17 protein-coding genes are annotated in these 19,274 nt (G+C 35.3%); 1 reads left to right on the top strand and 16 read right to left on the bottom strand.

What is annotated here, in order from left to right:
• Window positions 1-60: 60 nt before the first annotated feature.
• The 7 genes from yihA to MY490_RS05195 form a co-directional block, all read right to left on the bottom strand.
• Entirely contained in the window at window positions 61-645 is a 585-nt protein-coding gene (gene yihA / locus MY490_RS05225) for a ribosome biogenesis GTP-binding protein YihA/YsxC (protein WP_248268284.1), read from the bottom strand.
• On the bottom strand, window positions 642-2,966 hold the full coding sequence (lon, locus tag MY490_RS05220) for an endopeptidase La (RefSeq protein WP_248268283.1): 2,325 nt from the start codon (window positions 2,964-2,966) through the stop codon (window positions 642-644). Before lon ends, yihA begins: the two co-directional genes overlap by 4 nt.
• Window positions 2,967-3,405: 439 nt before the next feature.
• Window positions 3,406-4,515, bottom strand: a complete 1,110-nt coding sequence (locus MY490_RS05215) for an acyl-CoA dehydrogenase family protein (protein ID WP_432707065.1) — start codon at window positions 4,513-4,515, stop codon at window positions 3,406-3,408.
• A gap of 271 nt (window positions 4,516-4,786) precedes the next feature.
• Window positions 4,787-5,980, bottom strand: coding sequence for an acyl-CoA dehydrogenase family protein (locus tag MY490_RS05210; RefSeq protein WP_248268281.1), 1,194 nt, complete (start codon window positions 5,978-5,980; stop codon window positions 4,787-4,789).
• A 153-nt stretch (window positions 5,981-6,133) separates the two neighbouring features.
• The gene (locus MY490_RS05205; protein ID WP_248268280.1) at window positions 6,134-6,949 is read right to left on the bottom strand and encodes an SDR family NAD(P)-dependent oxidoreductase; all 816 of its coding nucleotides are present in this window, start codon (window positions 6,947-6,949) and stop codon (window positions 6,134-6,136) included.
• Between the two features lie 295 nt (window positions 6,950-7,244).
• Window positions 7,245-7,988: an SDR family NAD(P)-dependent oxidoreductase gene (locus MY490_RS05200; RefSeq protein ID WP_248268279.1), complete on the bottom strand. Its 744-nt coding sequence runs from the start codon at window positions 7,986-7,988 to the stop codon at window positions 7,245-7,247.
• 161 nt (window positions 7,989-8,149) lie between these two features.
• Window positions 8,150-8,938 carry a citryl-CoA lyase gene (locus MY490_RS05195; protein ID WP_248268278.1) on the bottom strand — a complete coding sequence of 263 codons (789 nt, stop codon included), beginning with the start codon at window positions 8,936-8,938 and terminating at the stop codon, window positions 8,150-8,152.
• A 369-nt stretch (window positions 8,939-9,307) separates the two neighbouring features.
• On the opposite strand from MY490_RS05195, the gene MY490_RS05190 reads away from it, so the two are divergent.
• Window positions 9,308-10,225: a LysR family transcriptional regulator gene (locus MY490_RS05190; protein WP_248268277.1), complete on the top strand. Its 918-nt coding sequence runs from the start codon at window positions 9,308-9,310 to the stop codon at window positions 10,223-10,225.
• A gap of 176 nt (window positions 10,226-10,401) precedes the next feature.
• On the opposite strand, the gene MY490_RS05185 is transcribed toward MY490_RS05190, so the two are convergent.
• The 9 genes from MY490_RS05185 to MY490_RS05145 all read right to left on the bottom strand — a co-directional run bounded on the left by MY490_RS05185 (window position 10,402) and on the right by MY490_RS05145 (window position 19,232).
• Window positions 10,402-11,595, bottom strand: coding sequence for a thiolase family protein (locus MY490_RS05185; RefSeq protein WP_248268276.1), 1,194 nt, complete (start codon window positions 11,593-11,595; stop codon window positions 10,402-10,404).
• A 15-nt stretch (window positions 11,596-11,610) separates the two neighbouring features.
• Window positions 11,611-12,759, bottom strand: coding sequence for an acyl-CoA dehydrogenase family protein (locus tag MY490_RS05180; RefSeq protein ID WP_248268275.1), 1,149 nt, complete (start codon window positions 12,757-12,759; stop codon window positions 11,611-11,613).
• A gap of 281 nt (window positions 12,760-13,040) precedes the next feature.
• Window positions 13,041-13,889 carry a 3-hydroxyacyl-CoA dehydrogenase gene (locus MY490_RS05175; protein ID WP_248268274.1) on the bottom strand — a complete coding sequence of 283 codons (849 nt, stop codon included), beginning with the start codon at window positions 13,887-13,889 and terminating at the stop codon, window positions 13,041-13,043.
• A gap of 322 nt (window positions 13,890-14,211) precedes the next feature.
• Window positions 14,212-14,526: a hypothetical protein gene (locus MY490_RS05170; RefSeq protein WP_248268273.1), complete on the bottom strand. Its 315-nt coding sequence runs from the start codon at window positions 14,524-14,526 to the stop codon at window positions 14,212-14,214.
• A gap of 180 nt (window positions 14,527-14,706) precedes the next feature.
• Complete coding sequence (locus tag MY490_RS05165; protein WP_248268272.1) at window positions 14,707-15,642, bottom strand: DMT family transporter; 936 nt, start codon at window positions 15,640-15,642, stop codon at window positions 14,707-14,709.
• Window positions 15,643-15,776: 134 nt separating this feature from the next.
• Entirely contained in the window at window positions 15,777-17,117 is a 1,341-nt protein-coding gene (locus tag MY490_RS05160) for a flavin monoamine oxidase family protein (protein WP_248268271.1), read from the bottom strand.
• A 344-nt stretch (window positions 17,118-17,461) separates the two neighbouring features.
• A complete protein-coding gene (locus MY490_RS05155) occupies window positions 17,462-17,869 on the bottom strand; it encodes a MaoC/PaaZ C-terminal domain-containing protein (RefSeq protein WP_248268270.1) in 408 nt (135 codons plus the stop codon).
• A 30-nt stretch (window positions 17,870-17,899) separates the two neighbouring features.
• Entirely contained in the window at window positions 17,900-18,352 is a 453-nt protein-coding gene (locus MY490_RS05150; RefSeq protein WP_129688035.1) for a MaoC family dehydratase N-terminal domain-containing protein, read from the bottom strand.
• 64 nt (window positions 18,353-18,416) lie between these two features.
• A complete protein-coding gene (locus tag MY490_RS05145; RefSeq protein WP_129688034.1) occupies window positions 18,417-19,232 on the bottom strand; it encodes an SDR family NAD(P)-dependent oxidoreductase in 816 nt (271 codons plus the stop codon).
• Window positions 19,233-19,274 lie beyond the last annotated feature (42 nt).

Here is a 19,274-nt window from a genome sequence, read left to right as displayed (position 1 = left end):
CTTTTCGTGTGACGAGACCTGAACAAAAAAATGCTGGTGGCTTTTAGCCACCAGCATTTTTTATTTACACATACGATCAATTACTGACCATGCTTTTTCTTTACCCATACCAGTTTCAGATGAGAATAAAATTAATTCGTCCCCTTCTTCAATCTGTAACGTTTCACGAACTACTTTTGCATGTTTATCCCATTTTCCTTTAGGGATTTTATCTGCTTTTGTTGCTACTATAATGACTGGGATTTGGTAATGCTTTAAGAAATCATACATCATTACATCATCTTCTGTTGGTGAATGACGTAGATCCACTAATAAAATAACAGCTCTTAATTGCTCACGTGTTGTAATATATGTTTCGATCATTTTACCCCATGCTTCTCGTTCCTTTTTGGAAACTTTAGCATAACCATAACCTGGTACGTCAACGTAGAAAAGCTGTTCATTAATTAAAAAGAAATTTAATGTTTGCGTTTTTCCTGGTTTTGATGATGTTCGGGCTAATGCTTTACGATTTAACATTTTATTTATAAATGAGGATTTCCCAACATTTGAACGACCTGCCAAAGCGATTTCAGGAAATTGTGTATCTGGATATTGATTTGGTCGGACTGCACTAATGACAATATCCGCTGTTGTTACTTTCATTTTTTCACTCCTACTATTGCATGCGCAAGCACTTCATCTAAATGGGAAACAGGTATAACAGTTAAACCTTCTTTCACCATTGGTGGTACATCTTCTAAATCTTTTTCGTTTTCTTTTGGTATGATAATAGTCGTTAAACCTGCACGATGCGCACTAAGCATTTTTTCTTTTAATCCACCAATTGGTAATACGCGACCACGTAACGTGATTTCACCAGTCATTCCAACCTCTTTACGGATTGGTTTATTTGTTAATGCCGAAATCAATGCTGTTGCCATCGTTATACCTGCTGAAGGGCCATCTTTTGGAACTGCACCTTCTGGAACATGAATATGAATATCATATTTCTCATGGAAATTTTGGTCAATATTCAGCTCTTCTGCTTTTGAGCGAATATAGCTAAATGCAGCCTGTGCTGACTCCTTCATTACATCCCCTAGCTTACCAGTTAATGTTAGCTTACCCTTTCCAGGATATAGTGATACTTCAATCGAAAGTGTGTCTCCACCAAATGCAGTATACGCTAAACCTGTAGCTACACCAATTTGGTCTTCATTTTCCATTTGACCATAAGAGAATGTTTTCTTACCTAAAAATTCTTCAAGGTTTTTATCGGTAAATATTATTTTTTGTCTTTCGTTTGAAACAATTAACTTTGCAGCTTTTCTACATAGTGTCGCTAAAACTCGCTCTAATGACCTTACTCCTGCTTCTCGTGTATAATGACGAATAATTGCAGAAAGTGCACTTTCACGAATTTGTACAGTAGATTTATTTAAGCCATGCTCTGCTAATTTTTTAGGGAATAAATGTTTTTTAGCTATATTAACTTTTTCAAGTTCGGTATATCCAGATAAAGTAATAATCTCCATTCGATCACGTAATGGACCTGGAATAGTAGATAAATCATTTGCTGTTGCTACAAATAAAACTTGAGATAAATCAAATGGCTCTTCGATGTAATGATCACTAAATGTATGATTTTGTTCTGGGTCCAAAACTTCTAACATTGCTGATGAGGGATCACCTCTAAAATCGCTAGACATTTTATCAATTTCATCAAGTAAGAATACAGGGTTATTAGTTCCTGCTTTCTTCATACCTTGGATAATTCGACCTGGCATAGCTCCGATGTATGTTCTTCTATGTCCTCTTATTTCTGATTCATCTCTTACGCCACCTAGAGAAACGCGTACAAAGTTTCTAGACAAAGCGTTTGCGATTGATTTCGCTAAAGATGTTTTACCAACTCCAGGAGGACCAGCTAAACATAAAATTGGACCACGTAGTGAATTCGTAAGTTGTTGAACAGCTAGATATTCTAATATTCTCTCTTTTACTTTTTCAAGACCTTCATGTTCATTATTCAGTATCTTTTCGGAACGATGTATATCCAATGTGTCTTCGGTTTGCTTAGACCACGGTAGAGCTACCATCCAATCTAAATATGTACGAACTACACCTGCTTCTGCAGCATTAGGAGGTAGTTTTTCATATCTAGCTAACTCTTTTAGTACTACTTCCTTTGTTTCTTCAGGCATATTTGCCTCTTCAATTTTGGTTAAAAACTTATCAACTTCTTCAGTTTTACCTTCACGATCACCTAGTTCGCGTTGAATAACTTTTAATTGCTCTCTCAAGAAATATTCTTTTTGAGTTTTATCAATATTTTTCTTAACTTGTAGGCCAATCTTTTCCTCAAGCTTTAGTAATTCTTTTTCATCTTGAAGGAAATTTAAGATAATATGTATTCGTTCAGTAACGTCAATTGTTGCTAATATTTTTTGTTTTTCTTCTTCCCTTAATGGAATTGAATCGATCATTGCATCTGCAAGTTTACCTGGGCGGTCTTGCTTAACAATGGAAGCAATTGTCTCTGGCAAAATTCGCTTTGATAATTTACTGTATTGTTTAAAATGCTGCAATAAAGTTCTCATTAAAGCACGAAGCTCTTTAGATTCGTCTTCTACATCTGGATATTCTTCTATCTTTGCAGTTAAGAAATCATTTTGATCAATAATTGATTTGATTTTTCCTCTGTGTAATCCTTCAACAGTAATACGAACAGTGCCGTTTGGAAGTGTAATTTTTTGTGTTAATTTAGCTAAAGTTCCAAATTGGTACAATTCGTCTATCTTTGGGTTTTCAGTATCTGCATCTATTTGAGTAACAACAAAAATTAAATGATCTAACTCATCAGCTTCTTGTATAGCTTTTATCGATTTCGTTCTTCCTACATCTAGATGTGCAATAGTGGCAGGAAATACACTAATTCCTCTTAAAGGTAGGAGGGGTACAACTTTTTCTTTTGTAACATTCATTACGTTACACCTCCATGTTTTTCATTCTATCTAGTTATTTTACCTTAACATATATATTATTTACAATGTTATGCTTTAAAAGAAATGTAGAAGCGATTTCTTGAACAACAAATAAAAAAATAGATAACTTATAAATTGAACTTGATATGAAGAAACATTTGATGCGGTTGTATTAGTCTATTCTTTTATTAATGCGAAAAATACCGTTCAATTATTATGTAGTAAATTATTTTCTATAAATATATCCATACGAAAAAGCAAATTATCATTCTGATCTGATTGTTTATTAATTTGAGGATAATAACACCACAACATGATCTATTTTTGATTAACTAAAATCTAATTGCCTTTATGTATATTTGATATCCCTTTAATACAAAAGAATCCCATTCCAGACTGTCTATTATAAAGACAATTCTAGAACGGGAAGTTTAAATGATCATAATCCAAGATTTTTAGCAATAATATTTTTCATTATTTCCGTTGTACCTGCATAAACCGGCATGACCGCAACATCTCGATAACGACGGGCAATTGGGTATTCTTCCATATAACCGTACCCACCATAAAGCTGTAGACAACGTACAGACATGTTTCTTGCCATTTCGGTTATAAACCATTTAGCCATCGAAGTCTCCGTGACGATATTTTCACCTTTTAAATGTTTGGTAGTTAAATTATCAATGAAGGTTTGCGCCATTGTTAATTCTGTTGCCATTTCTGCAATCTCAAACTGTGTGTTTTGAAATGAACTGATTGGCTTTCCAAAGGCCTGCCTTTCTTTTACATAAGCCATTGTTGACTTAAGCATTTCTTCAGCTACAGCTATTGCACCAATTGATACGATAAGGCGTTCCTGCTGCAATTTATCCATCATATAATAGAAGCCTTGTCCTTCTTCCCCAAGTAAATTAGCTATAGGTACTCGAGCGTCTTCGAAAATTAGTTCACTCGTATCTGCAGAATGTTGACCTAGTTTTTTCAACTTTTTCCCACGTGAAAATCCAGGAGTATTTTCATCAACCAATAGGATACTAATACCTTTTCTAGCAGGGTTCGCCTTTGTATCTGTTTTCACTGCTACAAAGTACAATCCTGCATTTTGGCCATTCGAAATGAAGGTTTTCTCTCCATTCACAATATAATGATCACCAACTCTTACCGCAGTTGTGCTCAATTTTGCCAAGTCAGAACCAATTCCTGGTTCAGTCATAGCAATTGCTGCTGTGATTTCCCCACTTACACATTTTGGTAAATATTTTTTCTTTTGATATTCTGTTCCATATCGTTCTAAATAAGGGACAACTATTGAACTACTTAAACTCGCAATTGTACCGACACCAATGCGATTTAGCTCTTCAGCTAGAACCATATTAAATCCAAAATCAAGTCCTAAACCACCATATTCAGGAGCAACTTGCGGACAAAGAAATCCTTGTGCTCCTAACTTTTCGTAAAATTCTCTTGGAGTATAACTTTCTTCATCCCATTTCTCTATATATGGAACTGCCTCTTTCTCAAGGAATTTTTGCAAAGAAATTCTAAACATCTCATGCTCTTGAGTCAAATAAGATCTTTTTCTTTTAAATAGGTCAAATGTTCCTGGTTTAGTTGAAGTAACTGTATCTGACAAAATCTATCCCTCCAATTTATGGTTAAATCAATGTAGCTCATGACGATCTACTCGTTTAAGATGCTCTTTAATTAAATTTTAAAAATCTGAAACAACCGTTCTACTAAAAAGCTTTCATTTGAAAAAAACATGTACTCGTACATCGAATGAAAACGTTTTGTAATTAAACTATGTTTTAAAACTAGCATTATAATCCAAGATTTTTAGCAATGATATTTTTCATAATTTCCGTTGTTCCACCATAAATCGGTAAAACCGCCACATCTCGATAACGACGGGCAATTGGATATTCTTCCATATAACCGTAACCACCGTAAAGTTGTAAACATCGAGAAGACATTCTCCTTGCCATATCGGTAATGTACCACTTCGCCATAGAGATTTGTGTAACGATATTTTCCCCTTGTATGTGCTTACTTATTAAATCGTCAAGGAAAGTTTGAGCCATTGTCAATTCAGTTGCCATCTCTGCAATTTGGAACTGTGTATTCTGAAAGGAACTAATCGTTTTTCCAAATGCTTGTCTCTCTTTTACATAGCTAATGGTTGATTTAAGCATTTCCTCCGCTACTGCTAATGCACTGCAAGCAATTATGAGTCGTTCTTGTTGCAATCTATCCATTAGATAATAGAAGCCTTGACCTTCCTCACCAAGTAAGTTTGCAACAGGAACCCGCGCATCCTCAAATATTAGTTCAACTACATCTGCAGTTTTTTGACCTAATTTCTTTAACTGACGTCCACGTGAAAATCCTGGTGTTTCCTCATCTACCAAGAGGATACTAATTCCTTTTCTTGCTGGATTCGCTTTCAAATCAGTTTTAACTGCAACAAAGAATAATCCTGCATTAAGCCCATTAGATATAAAGGTTTTTTGTCCATTTACTATATAATGATCACCATTTTTAACCGCTGTTGTACTCAAGTTGGCTAAGTCAGAGCCAATCCCTGGTTCAGTCATGGCAATGGCTGTTGTAATTTCTCCACTTACAAATTTCGGTAAGTATTTTTGCTTTTGTTCTTCCGTACCGTATGTTTCTAAATAAGGTACAATAATAGAACTACTTGTACTTGCTAAAGTTCCAGCTCCTACACGGAATAACTCTTCAGCCAATATCACATTAAAGCCAAAATCGAGTTCGAGCCCCCCATATTCGGATTTAATTTGTGGACAAAGAAATCCTTGAGCACCTAGTTTTTCATAAAATTCCTTAGGCGTACATTGATTTTCTTCCCATTTCTCAATATAAGGAACTGCTTCTTTTTCAAGAAATTTTTGCAATGATATTCTAAACATCTCATGTTCATGAGTAAAAAAAGGTCTTTTTCTTTTAAATAAATCGAATGGTAATTGTTTAGATGAAGTAGTTGAATTTGACATTTACTAACCTCCTGATTGTAGTTTGATAATACGAATTCTTTAGACTAAAAAATTCTACTGTGTGTAAAGTATATAGCTCACAGCTTTTTCAACAGCCTCTAATACGAGATATTGCGATGAAAATCATTAGTAGTGATACTTACAAATTATGGATCAAGTATAGGAACCACCATTTACACTTAGTACTTGTCCATTTACATAGTTTGATAGCGGCGATGCTAAGAATAAAATTCCTGAAGCAGCTTCACTTGCATCTCCGATTCGTTTTTGTGGAATTTTGCTAATCTTCAAATTACGAACTTTTTCAGGAATACCTACAACTTCACCATTGATGACAGTTCCTTCTTCTTTTGGGCGTGTTAGACGTGTATCGATGAAACCAAATGCTACAGCGTTACTGTTAATATTAAATTGTCCCCATTCCTGCGCAACAACCTTTGAAAGTCCAATGACACCTGCTTTAGCAGAGGAATAGTTGGCTTGCCCCATATTCCCTCTTTGTCCTGATACAGAGGAAACATTAATAATTTTTCGGTGTTGAACGATTCCTTGTTCAATCTCTTGCTTTGCAACCTCACGCATATATGGAGATGCCGCGCGAATAAGACGGAATGGAGCGACTAGATGAATCTCCAAAATTTCTTGAAACTGTTTGTCTGTCATCTTATGAAGTAAACCATCTAGACAATATCCAGCATTATTCACTAGGATATCTAACTTACCGAATGTCGATATAGTAGCTTCCACAATTTGCTTTGGAAAATCAGGGTCTAAAAGATTTCCACATATCGTTGCAGCATCGCTTCCTATTTTTTTGATTTCATCTACCGTTTCGGCCGCAAGCTTTTCATCTAAATCAGCAACCATTACGCGTGCACCATGTTTTGCAAACAATAGTGCAGTTTCTTTTCCAATTCCAGCCCCAGATCCTGTAACGATTGCTACTTGATTTTCTAATAATTGAACCATTCAACTCTTCCTTTCTATCAGTTTATATTTTTTTGATATTATTTTTCTTTCGAATCAATACTAGATAACTCAAATATCGAATTTTTTTACGAGGATTATCCATTCCTTTATAAAGAATATTCTAAATTTTTAAACTCTTTATATTAATAATAAATTTCTATTATAGTGATTTAAAAGTTAACAATTTAAAAGACACGTTAAGCAAAATTAAAGACAAGTATTTTCTAGAGAAAAAGAGAGCCCTTGGACTCTCTTAATTTGAGCGTAATTAATCATAACTTCTTTCAAACGTTACTTATCCAAACCTCCCTCCAGAAACGTGTAGAATATCTCCAGTAATATATGCTGAATCCTCGGAGGAGAAAAACAAAACAGCGTTCGCTACATCCTCAGGTAATCCAATTCTCTTAATTGGTGTATCTTTCTTTTGAAGTTCTTTAATTTTTTCATATTTTGGATGACTTCTTAGCGCATCTGTCTCAATTAAACCAGGTGCAACTGCATTTACATTTATATTGAATTTTCCTAGTTCTTTCGCTAAAGAGCGTGTCAAGCCGACAATTCCTGCTTTTGCAGAGGAGTAGTTAGATTGACCCGGATTTCCTAGATAAGCTCTCGATGAAATATTAATAATTTTGCCGTAATTTTGTTCCATCATATATTTTGAAACATATTTTGAGCACAGAAAAGCACCTTTTAGGCAAACATCGATCACTTTATCCCAGTCATCTTCTTCCATGTCTTTAATTAATACATCTTTAAGAATTCCTGCATTGTTCACAAGGATATCAACCTTACCATAAGCTTCCATTGTCTTTTCAACTATATTTCTAGCATCCTCTGCTTTAGATACATCTCCTGCCACTGAGATAGCCTTCCCACCACTTTGAATGATCTCATTAGCTGTCTCCTCACATGTTTGCTTATTCAAATCAGTTACAGTTATGAATGCTCCTTCTTTTACAAATTTTTGTACAATTTCCTTGCCAATCCCTTTGCCGGAACCAGTTACAATAGCAACCTTACCTTGTAATTTCATATTTTATCCTCCTATACTTTGACCGATACACTAAAGCATTCTTCAATTTCTTGGACTCATTTACTCTTTATAGCTTTCAGTACTTTTTCAATAAATCTATTAAATTATCAAAAACTGTTAATTTCCTAAAGTTGCATTATTGTTCAAACAAGTTTAATCTCTTATTTCATAGCATCGGTGTTATTTGTATATAGCGTGTTTTCTTCAATATAATCATAAAGTTTTTGAGCCATACTATCTTTTCGGCCTACTTCTATTTCTTCTACAATATGGGCAATTAATCCGACTGCTCGAGATGCTACTGCAAAAGATTTTACAACGCTAAAGTGTAAATTCATATCCGATAGAATTGCACCGATTGCTCCCGCTGCATTTAAAGTCATTTGTCTTCCTTTTTCTTTACTCATTTGTCGATGAACTTCTTTCATTAATGCGATATGTTTTCCGGTTAAACCTAACTCTTTTGCTAGTGCAAATAACTTTTTTGTACGTGGATCTACTGGCTTATGGATGGGATGTCCAAATCCCGCCACTTGTAATTTTCTTACTTTCCGTTCTTCGATAATACTTGCAGCAATGCTTTCAACATCTTGATTATCTCCGTACTTTTCCCACCCTTCTTGGAGCATTTGCGCCGTATTTTCCATTGCTCCAAGGTAAACGGAACCTGCTCCCAAAAGACCTGCTGCAACTGCGGCTTGTACAGCTTCAGGGGCTCCTAAATAGGTAAGACGAGCAGAAATGGAACTAGGAGTAAAACCATGTTCACAAACTGCAACCATGCATGCATTGAGCATTTTAGATTCCTCAAAGGTAGGCAGTCGATGCGTTGCACCTATAAACGCCATATCAACCAATGTGATATTTCCTATTAAATCTTCCGTCAAATTATAACCATGTACATAGATTGCTTCAGGTTTAGACATCCCGACTTTTGTTTGAAATTTCATTCTCAGTCTCCTCTTTTAAATTTAAAATTTCAAAATAGTATGAATCTTTATTCTCATCATAATTTTATTGGTTAGCTTTTAAAATTTTAGATATTTAAAGGTAAGTTAAATAAAAAGTAATAGTCTGTTAGTTAAACAATCATTCTCGACATAAAAAAGGAATACCGAATAAATTTTCGATACTCCTTTTATTTTTAAGCCCCTCAAATAGAGTGATGAAACCCTTTACATTTTGAATATTCTTATAATATACTTTTTTTAATGTTTTGAAATTAAAAGGTATGTTAATAAATTTGTAATAAGAGATTATTAGAATGATTGAGAATCTAAAAATTTACTTTATTAAAGTCAGTTGACAGGGGTGGCACTTTGCGAATCGAACAATTTTTATACATTACTGAAATAGCGAAAACTGGCTCTATAGCGACAACTGCTCAAAGACTTTACGTATCTTCACCAAGTATAAGCCTTGCAATCAGCAGCTTAGAGGAAGAACTTGGCGTGAAAATATTTGAACGTTCCAGAACAGGATTAGAGCCCACTGAAACTGGAAAAAAACTAATAATTAAAGCACAGAAGATTTTAAATAATATAGAGGAATTAAGACAAGAATCACAGGTTAATGCTTCTCAAATTACAGGTTCTCTAACTATCTCTGCTGACCCTGCCATTAGCAGGAGCCTGATCCCTAAAACATTTGCTGAAGTTAAAGCAAAATTTCCAGGAATAAATCCCGAAATTAAAGATGCATCTTCCTCACAAGTACGAAAAGACGTTTTGAATGGTGATGCGGATATAGGTTTAATCTGTTATCCTTCCGGTCTACGAGAAGAAAATCAACTCTTAATTACAACACATATTATTGATAATCCATGGTTGCTTTGTTTTAGAAAAGATTCTGAATTAGCAAGTAAAGACAATCTTACAATAGAGGATATACAGCAATACCCATTAGCGGCAAATTTAAGTGATTTTGATAGAAGAAAGTTTCACTCTATGGTATTCAGAGAAAATAGCAATCTTAACTTTAATGTTTTGGTTCAATCACAACAAACTGAAACAAAAAAGCATTTTATTTCACAGGGATTGGCAATTGGATTCGAAAGTTCACTATCAATTAAATCCGATCCCTTTTATCAAAGTGAAGATATTATCGTAAAGCCTGTATTAGGAATAAATAATAACTTTTCTTATTATTGTATTCGATTAAAAAGTAAATTTTTTTCTGCTGCAGCTAAAGAATTTTTGAAAGAACTTAAACTTCAGGCTGAAAATTTCAAAGACTAATTTAAAAAAATTTAATAAACAATTTACTTATAAAACCCAAAAGAAGGTAAATCACTAAAGGTGAATTTTCTTCTTTTATTTTTGTTAAAAATTTAGTTAAGCCACTCTATAATAGTGGCTTAACTTTTTGTATTGTAGTTCTTAAAATATCACTTATAAATTAATACCCCTAAAACTTACACCCTTAAATTTTCAACAATTGTGGCAATTCCTTGACCACCACCAATACAAGCAGTAATTAATCCGTAGCGTCCACCTCGTCGCTCAAGTTCGTTCATTATTTTTATTGTTAAAATAGCTCCCGTACCACCAATTGGGTGTCCTAATGCAATCGCTCCACCATTCACATTTAATTTTTTAGCATCGATTTTCAACTCTTTTACAACTGCTATTGTTTGCGCGGCAAAAGCCTCGTTCAATTCAATTAAGTCGATATCATCCATGGTCAATCCTGCAAGCTTAAGTGCTTTAATTGTTGCTGGAACAGGACCAATTCCCATAATCTCTGGTGACACACCCACTGCTGCTTGAGATAAGATGCGGAGACGCGGTGCTAGCTCTCGCTTTTTTGCTTCTTCTTCCGACATCATGACTAGTGCGGCTGCACCATCATTTCTCCCGCTCGAGTTACCTGCTGTAACCGTGCCTCCCTTTTTGAAAATGGGCTTTAATCCAGAAAGTTTTTCAAAACTAGTTAATCGAGGATGTTCGTCTGAATCAAAAAGAATATTCCCTTTTCTCATTTTAATTTCATATGGAACAATCTCATTTTTAAATTTCCCAGCCTCAATCGCATCAAAAGCCTTTTGCTGACTCTCCATTGAAAAGTGATCCTGCTCCTGCCGACTAATACTATATTTGTCTGCAAGATTTTCAGCAGTTAATCCCATCGTCAAATGCCCATAAACTTCAATTGGCTGTGACCTAGGCTGGCTTTCCGTATTGGAATCCACAAGTTCCGCATTACCAGCCTCGTATCCATAACGGGCTTTTCTTAAATAAAACGGAGCATTACTCATACTCTCTGCTCCGCCCGCCAAAACGATGTCTGAAAGTCCGCAGATTATTTGCTGGGCTGCGTTATTGATTGCTTGGAGACCTGATCCGCATTGACGGTGAACCGTATATCCAGGAACTTCAATAGGAAGTTCCGCTCTAAGTGCGGCTAGTCGAGCAAGATTAGGGACATCAGAAGTTTGTTTAGAGTGCCCCCAAACTACCTCTTCAACATCTGCTCCTTGGATTTTACTTCTCTTAATTGCTTCCCGCATTACTTTTTCTGATAGGAAATCTACATCAATATCTTTAAGTGTCCCACCCATTTTGCCGATTGCTGTGCGGGCACCGTCTATAATAACCGCATTCCTCATCCTTACACCCCTTCTTTATAAATACTCACGCTTTAGTTCACCCGCAATGATGTTTTTCTGTATTTGGCTTGTTCCTTCATATATTTTTGTAATACGTGCATCCCGATAGAATCTTTCAATTGGATAGTCTTTCATATAACCAATTCCCGCATGAATTTGGACAGCCAAATCTGCCACCCGATTATATACTTCTGACCCGTAAAGCTTAGCCATAGCCGCCTCTTTTACGACACGCATGCCTTGGTCTGTCATCCATGCAACTCGATAAGTCATCGACCTTAGAAGCTCTATTTCCATTGCCATATCTGCTAACATATGCTGAATAGCTTGTTGTTCAAAGATGGACTTTTTAAACTGGATCCTCTGAGTTGCATAATCCATACTTAACTCGAGTAGTTTCTCACAAGACCCCAAGTTTCTAGCCGCTAGTCCTGCACGCCCGTTCGCCAAGATTTTCAATGCATTAATATACCCTTGTCCTTCCTCTCCAAGGACATTTTCTGCAGGGACCTCACAATTTTCGAAGAAAAGTTCAGCTGAATGCGAGCCACGTAGACCCATTTTTTTCTCAACAGAACCGACATAAAATCCAGGAAAATCTTTTTCCACAATAAACGAAGTTATTCCTTTTGCCCCTTTACTTGGATCAGTAACCGCCATAACCGTAAAAATATGACCTTCAACCGCATTGGTTATATAGTGCTTTGAACCATTTAAAATATATTTGTCTCCCTTTTTTTCGGCCTTTGTTTTTAAATTAGCAGCATTGGACCCCGCGCTTGGTTCTGTTAAAGCAAAGGCGCCAATCCATTCACCACTTGCCATATTTGGTAAATATTTCTTTTTTTGTTCCTCTGTTCCAAGCTCCACAATTCCAACCGATCCAATTCCTGTATGTGCACCAATTAAAGTTGTATAGCCATTATGGGTTTTCCCAAGTTCTTCATAAATCGCACATTTCCCTACCATATTAAGACCAAGGCCGCCATACTCTTCAGGAATACTTAAACCGAATAAACCCATTTCTTTTGATGAAGCTAAAATATGGCCAGGAATTTTATCTTTTTCCTCTATTTCCATTGCAACCTTTTCAACTTCACCTTGAACAAAATTATGTACTGCTTTCTTTAAAAGTTGAATATCTTCAGGTAATGTAAAATCCATTGTCGCTCCTCCTTATTTCTCCTGAAATTGTGGCTGCTTTTTTCCAAAAAAGGCTTGAGTTCCTTCGAGCTTTCCTCAGAGGCTATTAAAATGAACTATGAAATCTTTACTAAATAAAGTTCGGTTTCCATTTTAATATCTTCGCAGTGATAGCTACATCCTCGCATCCTCGTTAAGCAGAAATCTTTAAGGCTTTTTTGGCTCAGTTTCTGTGCATATTCTTTCACTTGCCTCCTAGGCCACTCTGAGTAAACTAGCAGGGAATAAAAAAGTTAAAAAAGTTAACTATTATATTTATAAAATCCCTGTCCAGACTTTCGGCCTAAACGTCCCGCTTTCACGTATTTGATTAACAATGGACATGGTCGGTATTTTTCTCCTAAATTTTTGTAAAGGTATTCCATATTTCGAAGTCTGGTATCGAGTCCAACCAAGTCAGCAAGTTCTAACGGACCCATTGGATGATTAAGTCCAAGCTTCATGGCACGATCAATGTCACAGGCAGAGGCTACCCCCTCCATTAGTAGATTCATAGCCTCATTTCCTATTAAACAGTTCATCCGACTTGTAACAAATCCCGGGAATTCATTCACTTCAACTATTTCCTTGCCTAATTTTTGACTTATTTCCTTTACTTTTGCCATCGTCTCATCAGAGGTCTCAAGCCCTCTGATAATTTCAATCAACTTCATTTTATGAACTGGATTAAAAAAATGCATTGCAATGCATTTTTCAGGTCTTAAAGTTTGTGCCGCTATTTCTGTCGGGCTCATTGTTGATGTATTAGTCGCAAGAATCGTATACTCCGGACATATCTTGTCTAATTTTTTAAAGATTTCTACTTTCAACTCCATTAATTCAAAGACGGCTTCAATTACAATATCAGCATCTCCGGCAGCAACTTCTAAATCTGTAGTATATTCAATTCTTTGTAATGCTCTAGCAACCTGTTCTCTACTCAGAATCCCTTTTTCTACACTCTTCTTCATTTCAGTCTCAATATATAATTTGGCTTTATTCAAATTTTCTTGGCTGACATCATTTAAGCTTACTCGAAAGCCCCCAAGTGCAGATGCATAAGATATACCTCTCCCCATAACACCAGATCCTATTACTGCCATTTTCTCCATATTTACGCTCCTTTCTTTTCCATTCTCCTTGCTTTTAATGATATATTTGCATTTTTACTTTTCAGATTAAATCTTAGAGTAGATCTGATACCTATACCTTTTGTATCCTTCAAAACTATTACTCTAGTTCACATAATAAATTGAATATTTAAATTTATCATAAATTCCTAAATACCAATAATAAAGTTTAGAATTTATAACGTACGTTAAGTAAATTTAAAGTACATTTAATGCCTGCATCAACAAAAAAAAGCAACTCAATTATTCCATTTGAAGTTGCTTCTTTTTGTAAATTTTTTATCTTTTAATGACTTTAAAACAATTATTCGTCATAGAATTTCACAAAACTTACATCTATATAATCTCCCTTAATCAATTTGACCTTATTATCCCACTTTTTAACTGGGCACATATAGCGCTCCCCGGTTGCAACATTTTTCAACTCTATGAATACATCCATACCACATCCTAAAGCACTATACCCAGTTACCTCCAAAGGCTGACCTGAAAGCCCTCCAAAACTATCTACTAAAGAAACTAATTCAGACCCAATTGAAGGTACAAAATTTCGTATAAATCGATTATGCTCTTCAAATACGTTTGGATGTTTTTCTTTAACATAATCCTCTATGTTCATATTGACACCACACTTTACAAAATCATTATTAAAAATAAAAAAAGAGAAAAAGTAACTTAAGTATTAAATTGAGTATCACTCAGAATTTAGAATTAGCGAATGTAAAAACAACTTAAAACATACAACCCTCCAAATAAAAAATCATCTCTTGCTATTACTTTTAATTATGCATTTGGGCACTTAATATTTAACTTCATTTAGATCATTATTAGTTTGATTTAAATAAACATCAGATTTATTGTTTCTCCCTACTAATACAGCTAGAACAATGGATAGCACAACACAGCAAAGAGAAACGAACAGAGCTACTGTTATGGGTTCTCCTAGTGCTAGAACGGCAGTTACCGTCGTTAAAATTGGAAGAAGCGCTGAAAAAATACCAACCGTACTTGCGGGTACTCTTCTAATAGCATAGAAATAAAGGATTAGAGGGAGTGCAGTTCCTGGTATTCCATATATGATATCAATCCACCAGTTAGATGCTGAAACTGAATCCCATTTAAAATTATGTGCATCCATAATACCTAAAGGTATAAAAAATATTACTCCTACAAGCATTATAAAAGTAGCAGTTGTAATCGGAGGTACATCTGCTGCAAATTTTTTTGAAAAAATAACAAAAAAGGATTGAGTAAGTATGGCTAAAATGACAAAGAAATCCCCTAATAAAGAAGTCTTTGGACTTTCTCCTAAACTTATAAAAGATTGGAGAACAACACCTGTTATTGCTAAAAAAATAGCAAGGATGGAAAGCAACTTTATACGTTCACGAAGTAAAAAATATGAAAGGATTAGTATAAGTGCAGGTGATGTACCTGTAATGATTCCTGTATCAGTTGCACTTGTATGACTTATTCCTAATAACAAAAAGATATTAAAAACAACATTAAATAATAGCCCCTGTAATAATAATTTCCCGATATTTTTTTTACCTAGATTTGTCCAATTTACTTTTTCTTTCATCAAAGCAAGTGGAAGTAAGAAAACAAAAGCGGCGATAAAGCTTATTTCTAAAAATAAAAATATTGGAATTTGTTCAAGTGCAACCTGACTTATTACCAACGGAATTGCATATAAAAATTGTACAAATAAAAGAAATAAATAAGCTAATGTCATTCAAATCACCTCTTAGAATCATACATAAGTTTTAAGTTAATTTGAGTCATTCTCTCCTTGTTGAACATTTCCATAAAAATAGAGGGGTTTGTTTAAACACTTCTATTTTATTGTGTTAGTTTCTAACTATTATTTCATTTACTTTGTAAGGTAGCAGCTTCTACATTTAAGTATCTCTCAACTTTTTTACTTACAACTAGTGCACTTTCAATAGCTCCATCAATCATACCTGGCCATCCACTTGCATAGTCACAACCTGATAGGAACACACCTTGTTCTTGACGTTGGAATTCATCGAGATATCGAACTAGTTGATTCTTTTTTTGCATATTCCAGGTTTGACCAGATAATTCGTCTGCTGTCCAGTTATGACCTGTACATGCTACGACTTCAGCTTTTGGGTGCCATTTGCGAATTTCTCTTTGAATACCTGGCAAGTCATTAACATCGATTTTAGAAGCGTCAGGACCAAATCCGACAACAATAGTGTCACCATCAACTTCATATTCATTGTAGCAACTACTTAAAATACTGCCTGAAGGAGCATAGCAAGCAAATTTCTCATACTTGCCACGTAATCTTGCAAAATATTTAACTCCTCGACTAGTTTGTCCTTCAATTGATGCCATATGCTTAAGTTCTGATAGAGCAGGATTAAATTTAATATTTTTCAATACATTTTGTGGGGCTGTAATAATAACTGCTTTTGCAGTGAATTGTCCCCCATCTTTAGTTTTCACCATATACAAGTCATCCACTTTTTCAACAAGAGAAACAATTGTAGAAATTTGAAGGTCAGCATTGGAATCTTTAGCTATTTCTTCGATAAGGGACTTAGTACCATGTTTTAATTTGTATTTCCCCAGTATTTCAAGCATTAGTTTAATATCATGAAAAGCGAGAGAATGCCAATGAAGAAGTGTTGCATAACCGCCTAATTCTGGTGAACCTTGATATGCTGTTTCTAAGAAAACCTTTAAAAGGTCGCTTGAAATAGGATCTAAATTTAGTTCATTTAATCGATCCATCGCCGATTTTTTATCAATTTCTTCAATAGTGGGAGAATTTAGTGGGTCGTAAGGAAAAGGGATGTGTAACTCACTTTCCTCTAAAAATTTAGCAAGAGCTGGTCCTAGAATGGCAAAAAATTCTTCTCTAGTTCCTTTTTTCAACTTTCCTTCTTCAAACCAATAGGCAGCCTCTTTATCTGGAGAAGGTGTAAGCTTTAATCCATAACGTGTAATCTCTGTCCATACATGAGGCTGTCCCCAGTGAACCCATGTTCCACCTAATTCAAGATCTACCCCTAGACGATTATCTGTCCAAGTCCGACCGCCAATACGATCTCTTCCTTCTAGTATCAACGTTTTAAAGCCGCGATAACTTAATTCACGTGAAGCTGTGATACCTGCAAAACCTGCACCGACAATAATTACATCATAGTCTCCATTAGGATTGTTTATGATTTTCACCATGCTCATTATCCTCTCTGTGTAAGAAATGTATTGGATTTAATTTTTTAAATCTTTTTCTTTCTTCACAAACTAGTTTTAATTTTTTACAAAATCATTGTAATTAGCTTCTAGAGATTGAATTTTTCAGTCTGAAATAATTCAATTTAAATAAACAACTCCTTCTCCAACTATATTTCCAATTTTTGAAGGAACAGGGACAGTCTAGAAATCTACTTGACTGCTTCTGCCCCTTCAACAGTCTGGTGAGTAAGCTGAAGAAGGAGTTAGATTAAATAACTAATAATGTAGTAACTTTAAATAAAAATTTCGAGCAAGCAATAAAATGATAGTGAAGTGACAAAATTTTAATTCTTGGAAGGTAAAGTAGCTTCAAAAGTTCCTGCCACTTTCACTTCCCCATCCTCATTCGTTGCAAGCACTTCAGCTAGTACAGTATTATCATCCTTTTTCTCCAACACTTTCCCTACTATATGAATAGTTTCTCCTGGAAACGTCATTTTGCTAAATCGGACTGATAATTTTTTTATGTTTTTTCTAGAAACCCATGAGGTAACTCCTTGCGATAGCATCCCCATAACTAACATACCGTGCGCAATAATCTTCATGCCGGCTTTCTCTGCGACCTCCTCAACTAAATGAAGTGGATGGAAATCTCCAGAAGCACCTGCAAATCGTACAAGTTGAACGCGAGTGACAGGCTCCTTGATCAATACCGGGAATTCATACCCTTCTTGAATATCTTCATAAAACATCCTTCATTTCTCCTTTCTGTAATGGCGATCTTATAAACGATGCACGATTGTGCTTCTTGCTTTGGCTACCAGTTCGCCTCTTTGGTTTCTATATTGATTTTCCGAAGTGATGAACTCCATTACTCCAGTTCTGCCTGTTTTTGTTTCTACATCTACAACTTCACTCGTAACTGAAAGTACATCTCCAGCTACAATATCCCCAAGATATTCATATTCCTGCTTTCCATGTAACACACGAACGAGGTTTAATTTCATCTTCTCCATTTTTTCTGTTGAGCCTAATCCGCCCCACAAATCAATTACTTGAAAAAATGTAGGTGGAATCGGAATTCCTTCATACCCTTCTTTTTTTGCTACTTCTAAATCATAGTAAATAGGGTTATCATCCCCAATAGCACGTGCTAATTCACGTATTTTTCCTTGTTCTACCGCCAATGTATATGGTTCAAATTTTAGCCCAACTAATTCTTCTACTTTAGACAATTTCATTCACCTCTTTTAAATAATGAATAACTTTTAAAAATCACTTAATTTTACTTGTTAAAAATTAAGTAATTGAACCACCATTTACACCAAGCACCTGACCATTAACATAATTAGATAGTGGTGATGCTAGGAATAGAATACTTGCAGCAGCCTCTTCTGCAGTGCCAATTCGTTTTTGTGGAATTTTGTTAATCAACAAATTACGCACTTTGTCAGGAATTCCTACAACCTCTCCATTAATGACAGTTCCTTCCTCTTTTGGACGTGTCAGACGCGTATCAATGAAACCGAATGCTACTGCGTTGCTGTTAATATTAAATTGGCCCCACTCCTGTGCAACAACCTTCGAAAGTCCAATGACCCCTGCTTTGGCAGAAGAATAGTTGGCTTGTCCCATATTTCCCCTTGTTCCTGAACCGGAAGAAACGTTAATAATTTTTCTGTGATGAACGATTCCCTGCTCAATCTCCTGCTTCGCTACGTCTCGCATATAAGGGGATGCAGCACGAATAAGGCGAAATGGAGCAACTAAATGAATGTTCACAATTTCTAAAAACTGTTCGTCAGTCATTTTATGAAGTAAACCGTCCAGGCAATAACCAGCGTTATTTACTAGGATGTCAAGTTTACCAAATGTCGCTATAGTAGCCTCCACAATTTGCTTTGGAAATTCTGGATCTAAAAGATTTCCACAAATCGAGGCAGCATCGCTTCCTAATTTTTTGATTTCAGCAACCGTTTCAGCTGCTAGCTTTTCATCAAGGTCTGCAACCATAACACGAGCACCATGTTCCGCAAACAATAAGGCAGTTGCCTTCCCAATTCCGGCTCCAGAACCAGTAACGATTGCAACTTGATTTTCTAATAATTTAACCATTCAAATCTTCCTCTCTATAAATTTATATTTATATAAAATAAA

The organism is Gottfriedia acidiceleris (assembly GCF_023115465.1).
Taxonomy (GTDB): domain Bacteria; phylum Bacillota; class Bacilli; order Bacillales; family Bacillaceae_G; genus Gottfriedia; species Gottfriedia acidiceleris_B.
The sequence above is the reverse complement of the archived record's forward strand: the minus strand, read 5'-3'. Positions and strand labels throughout refer to the sequence as shown.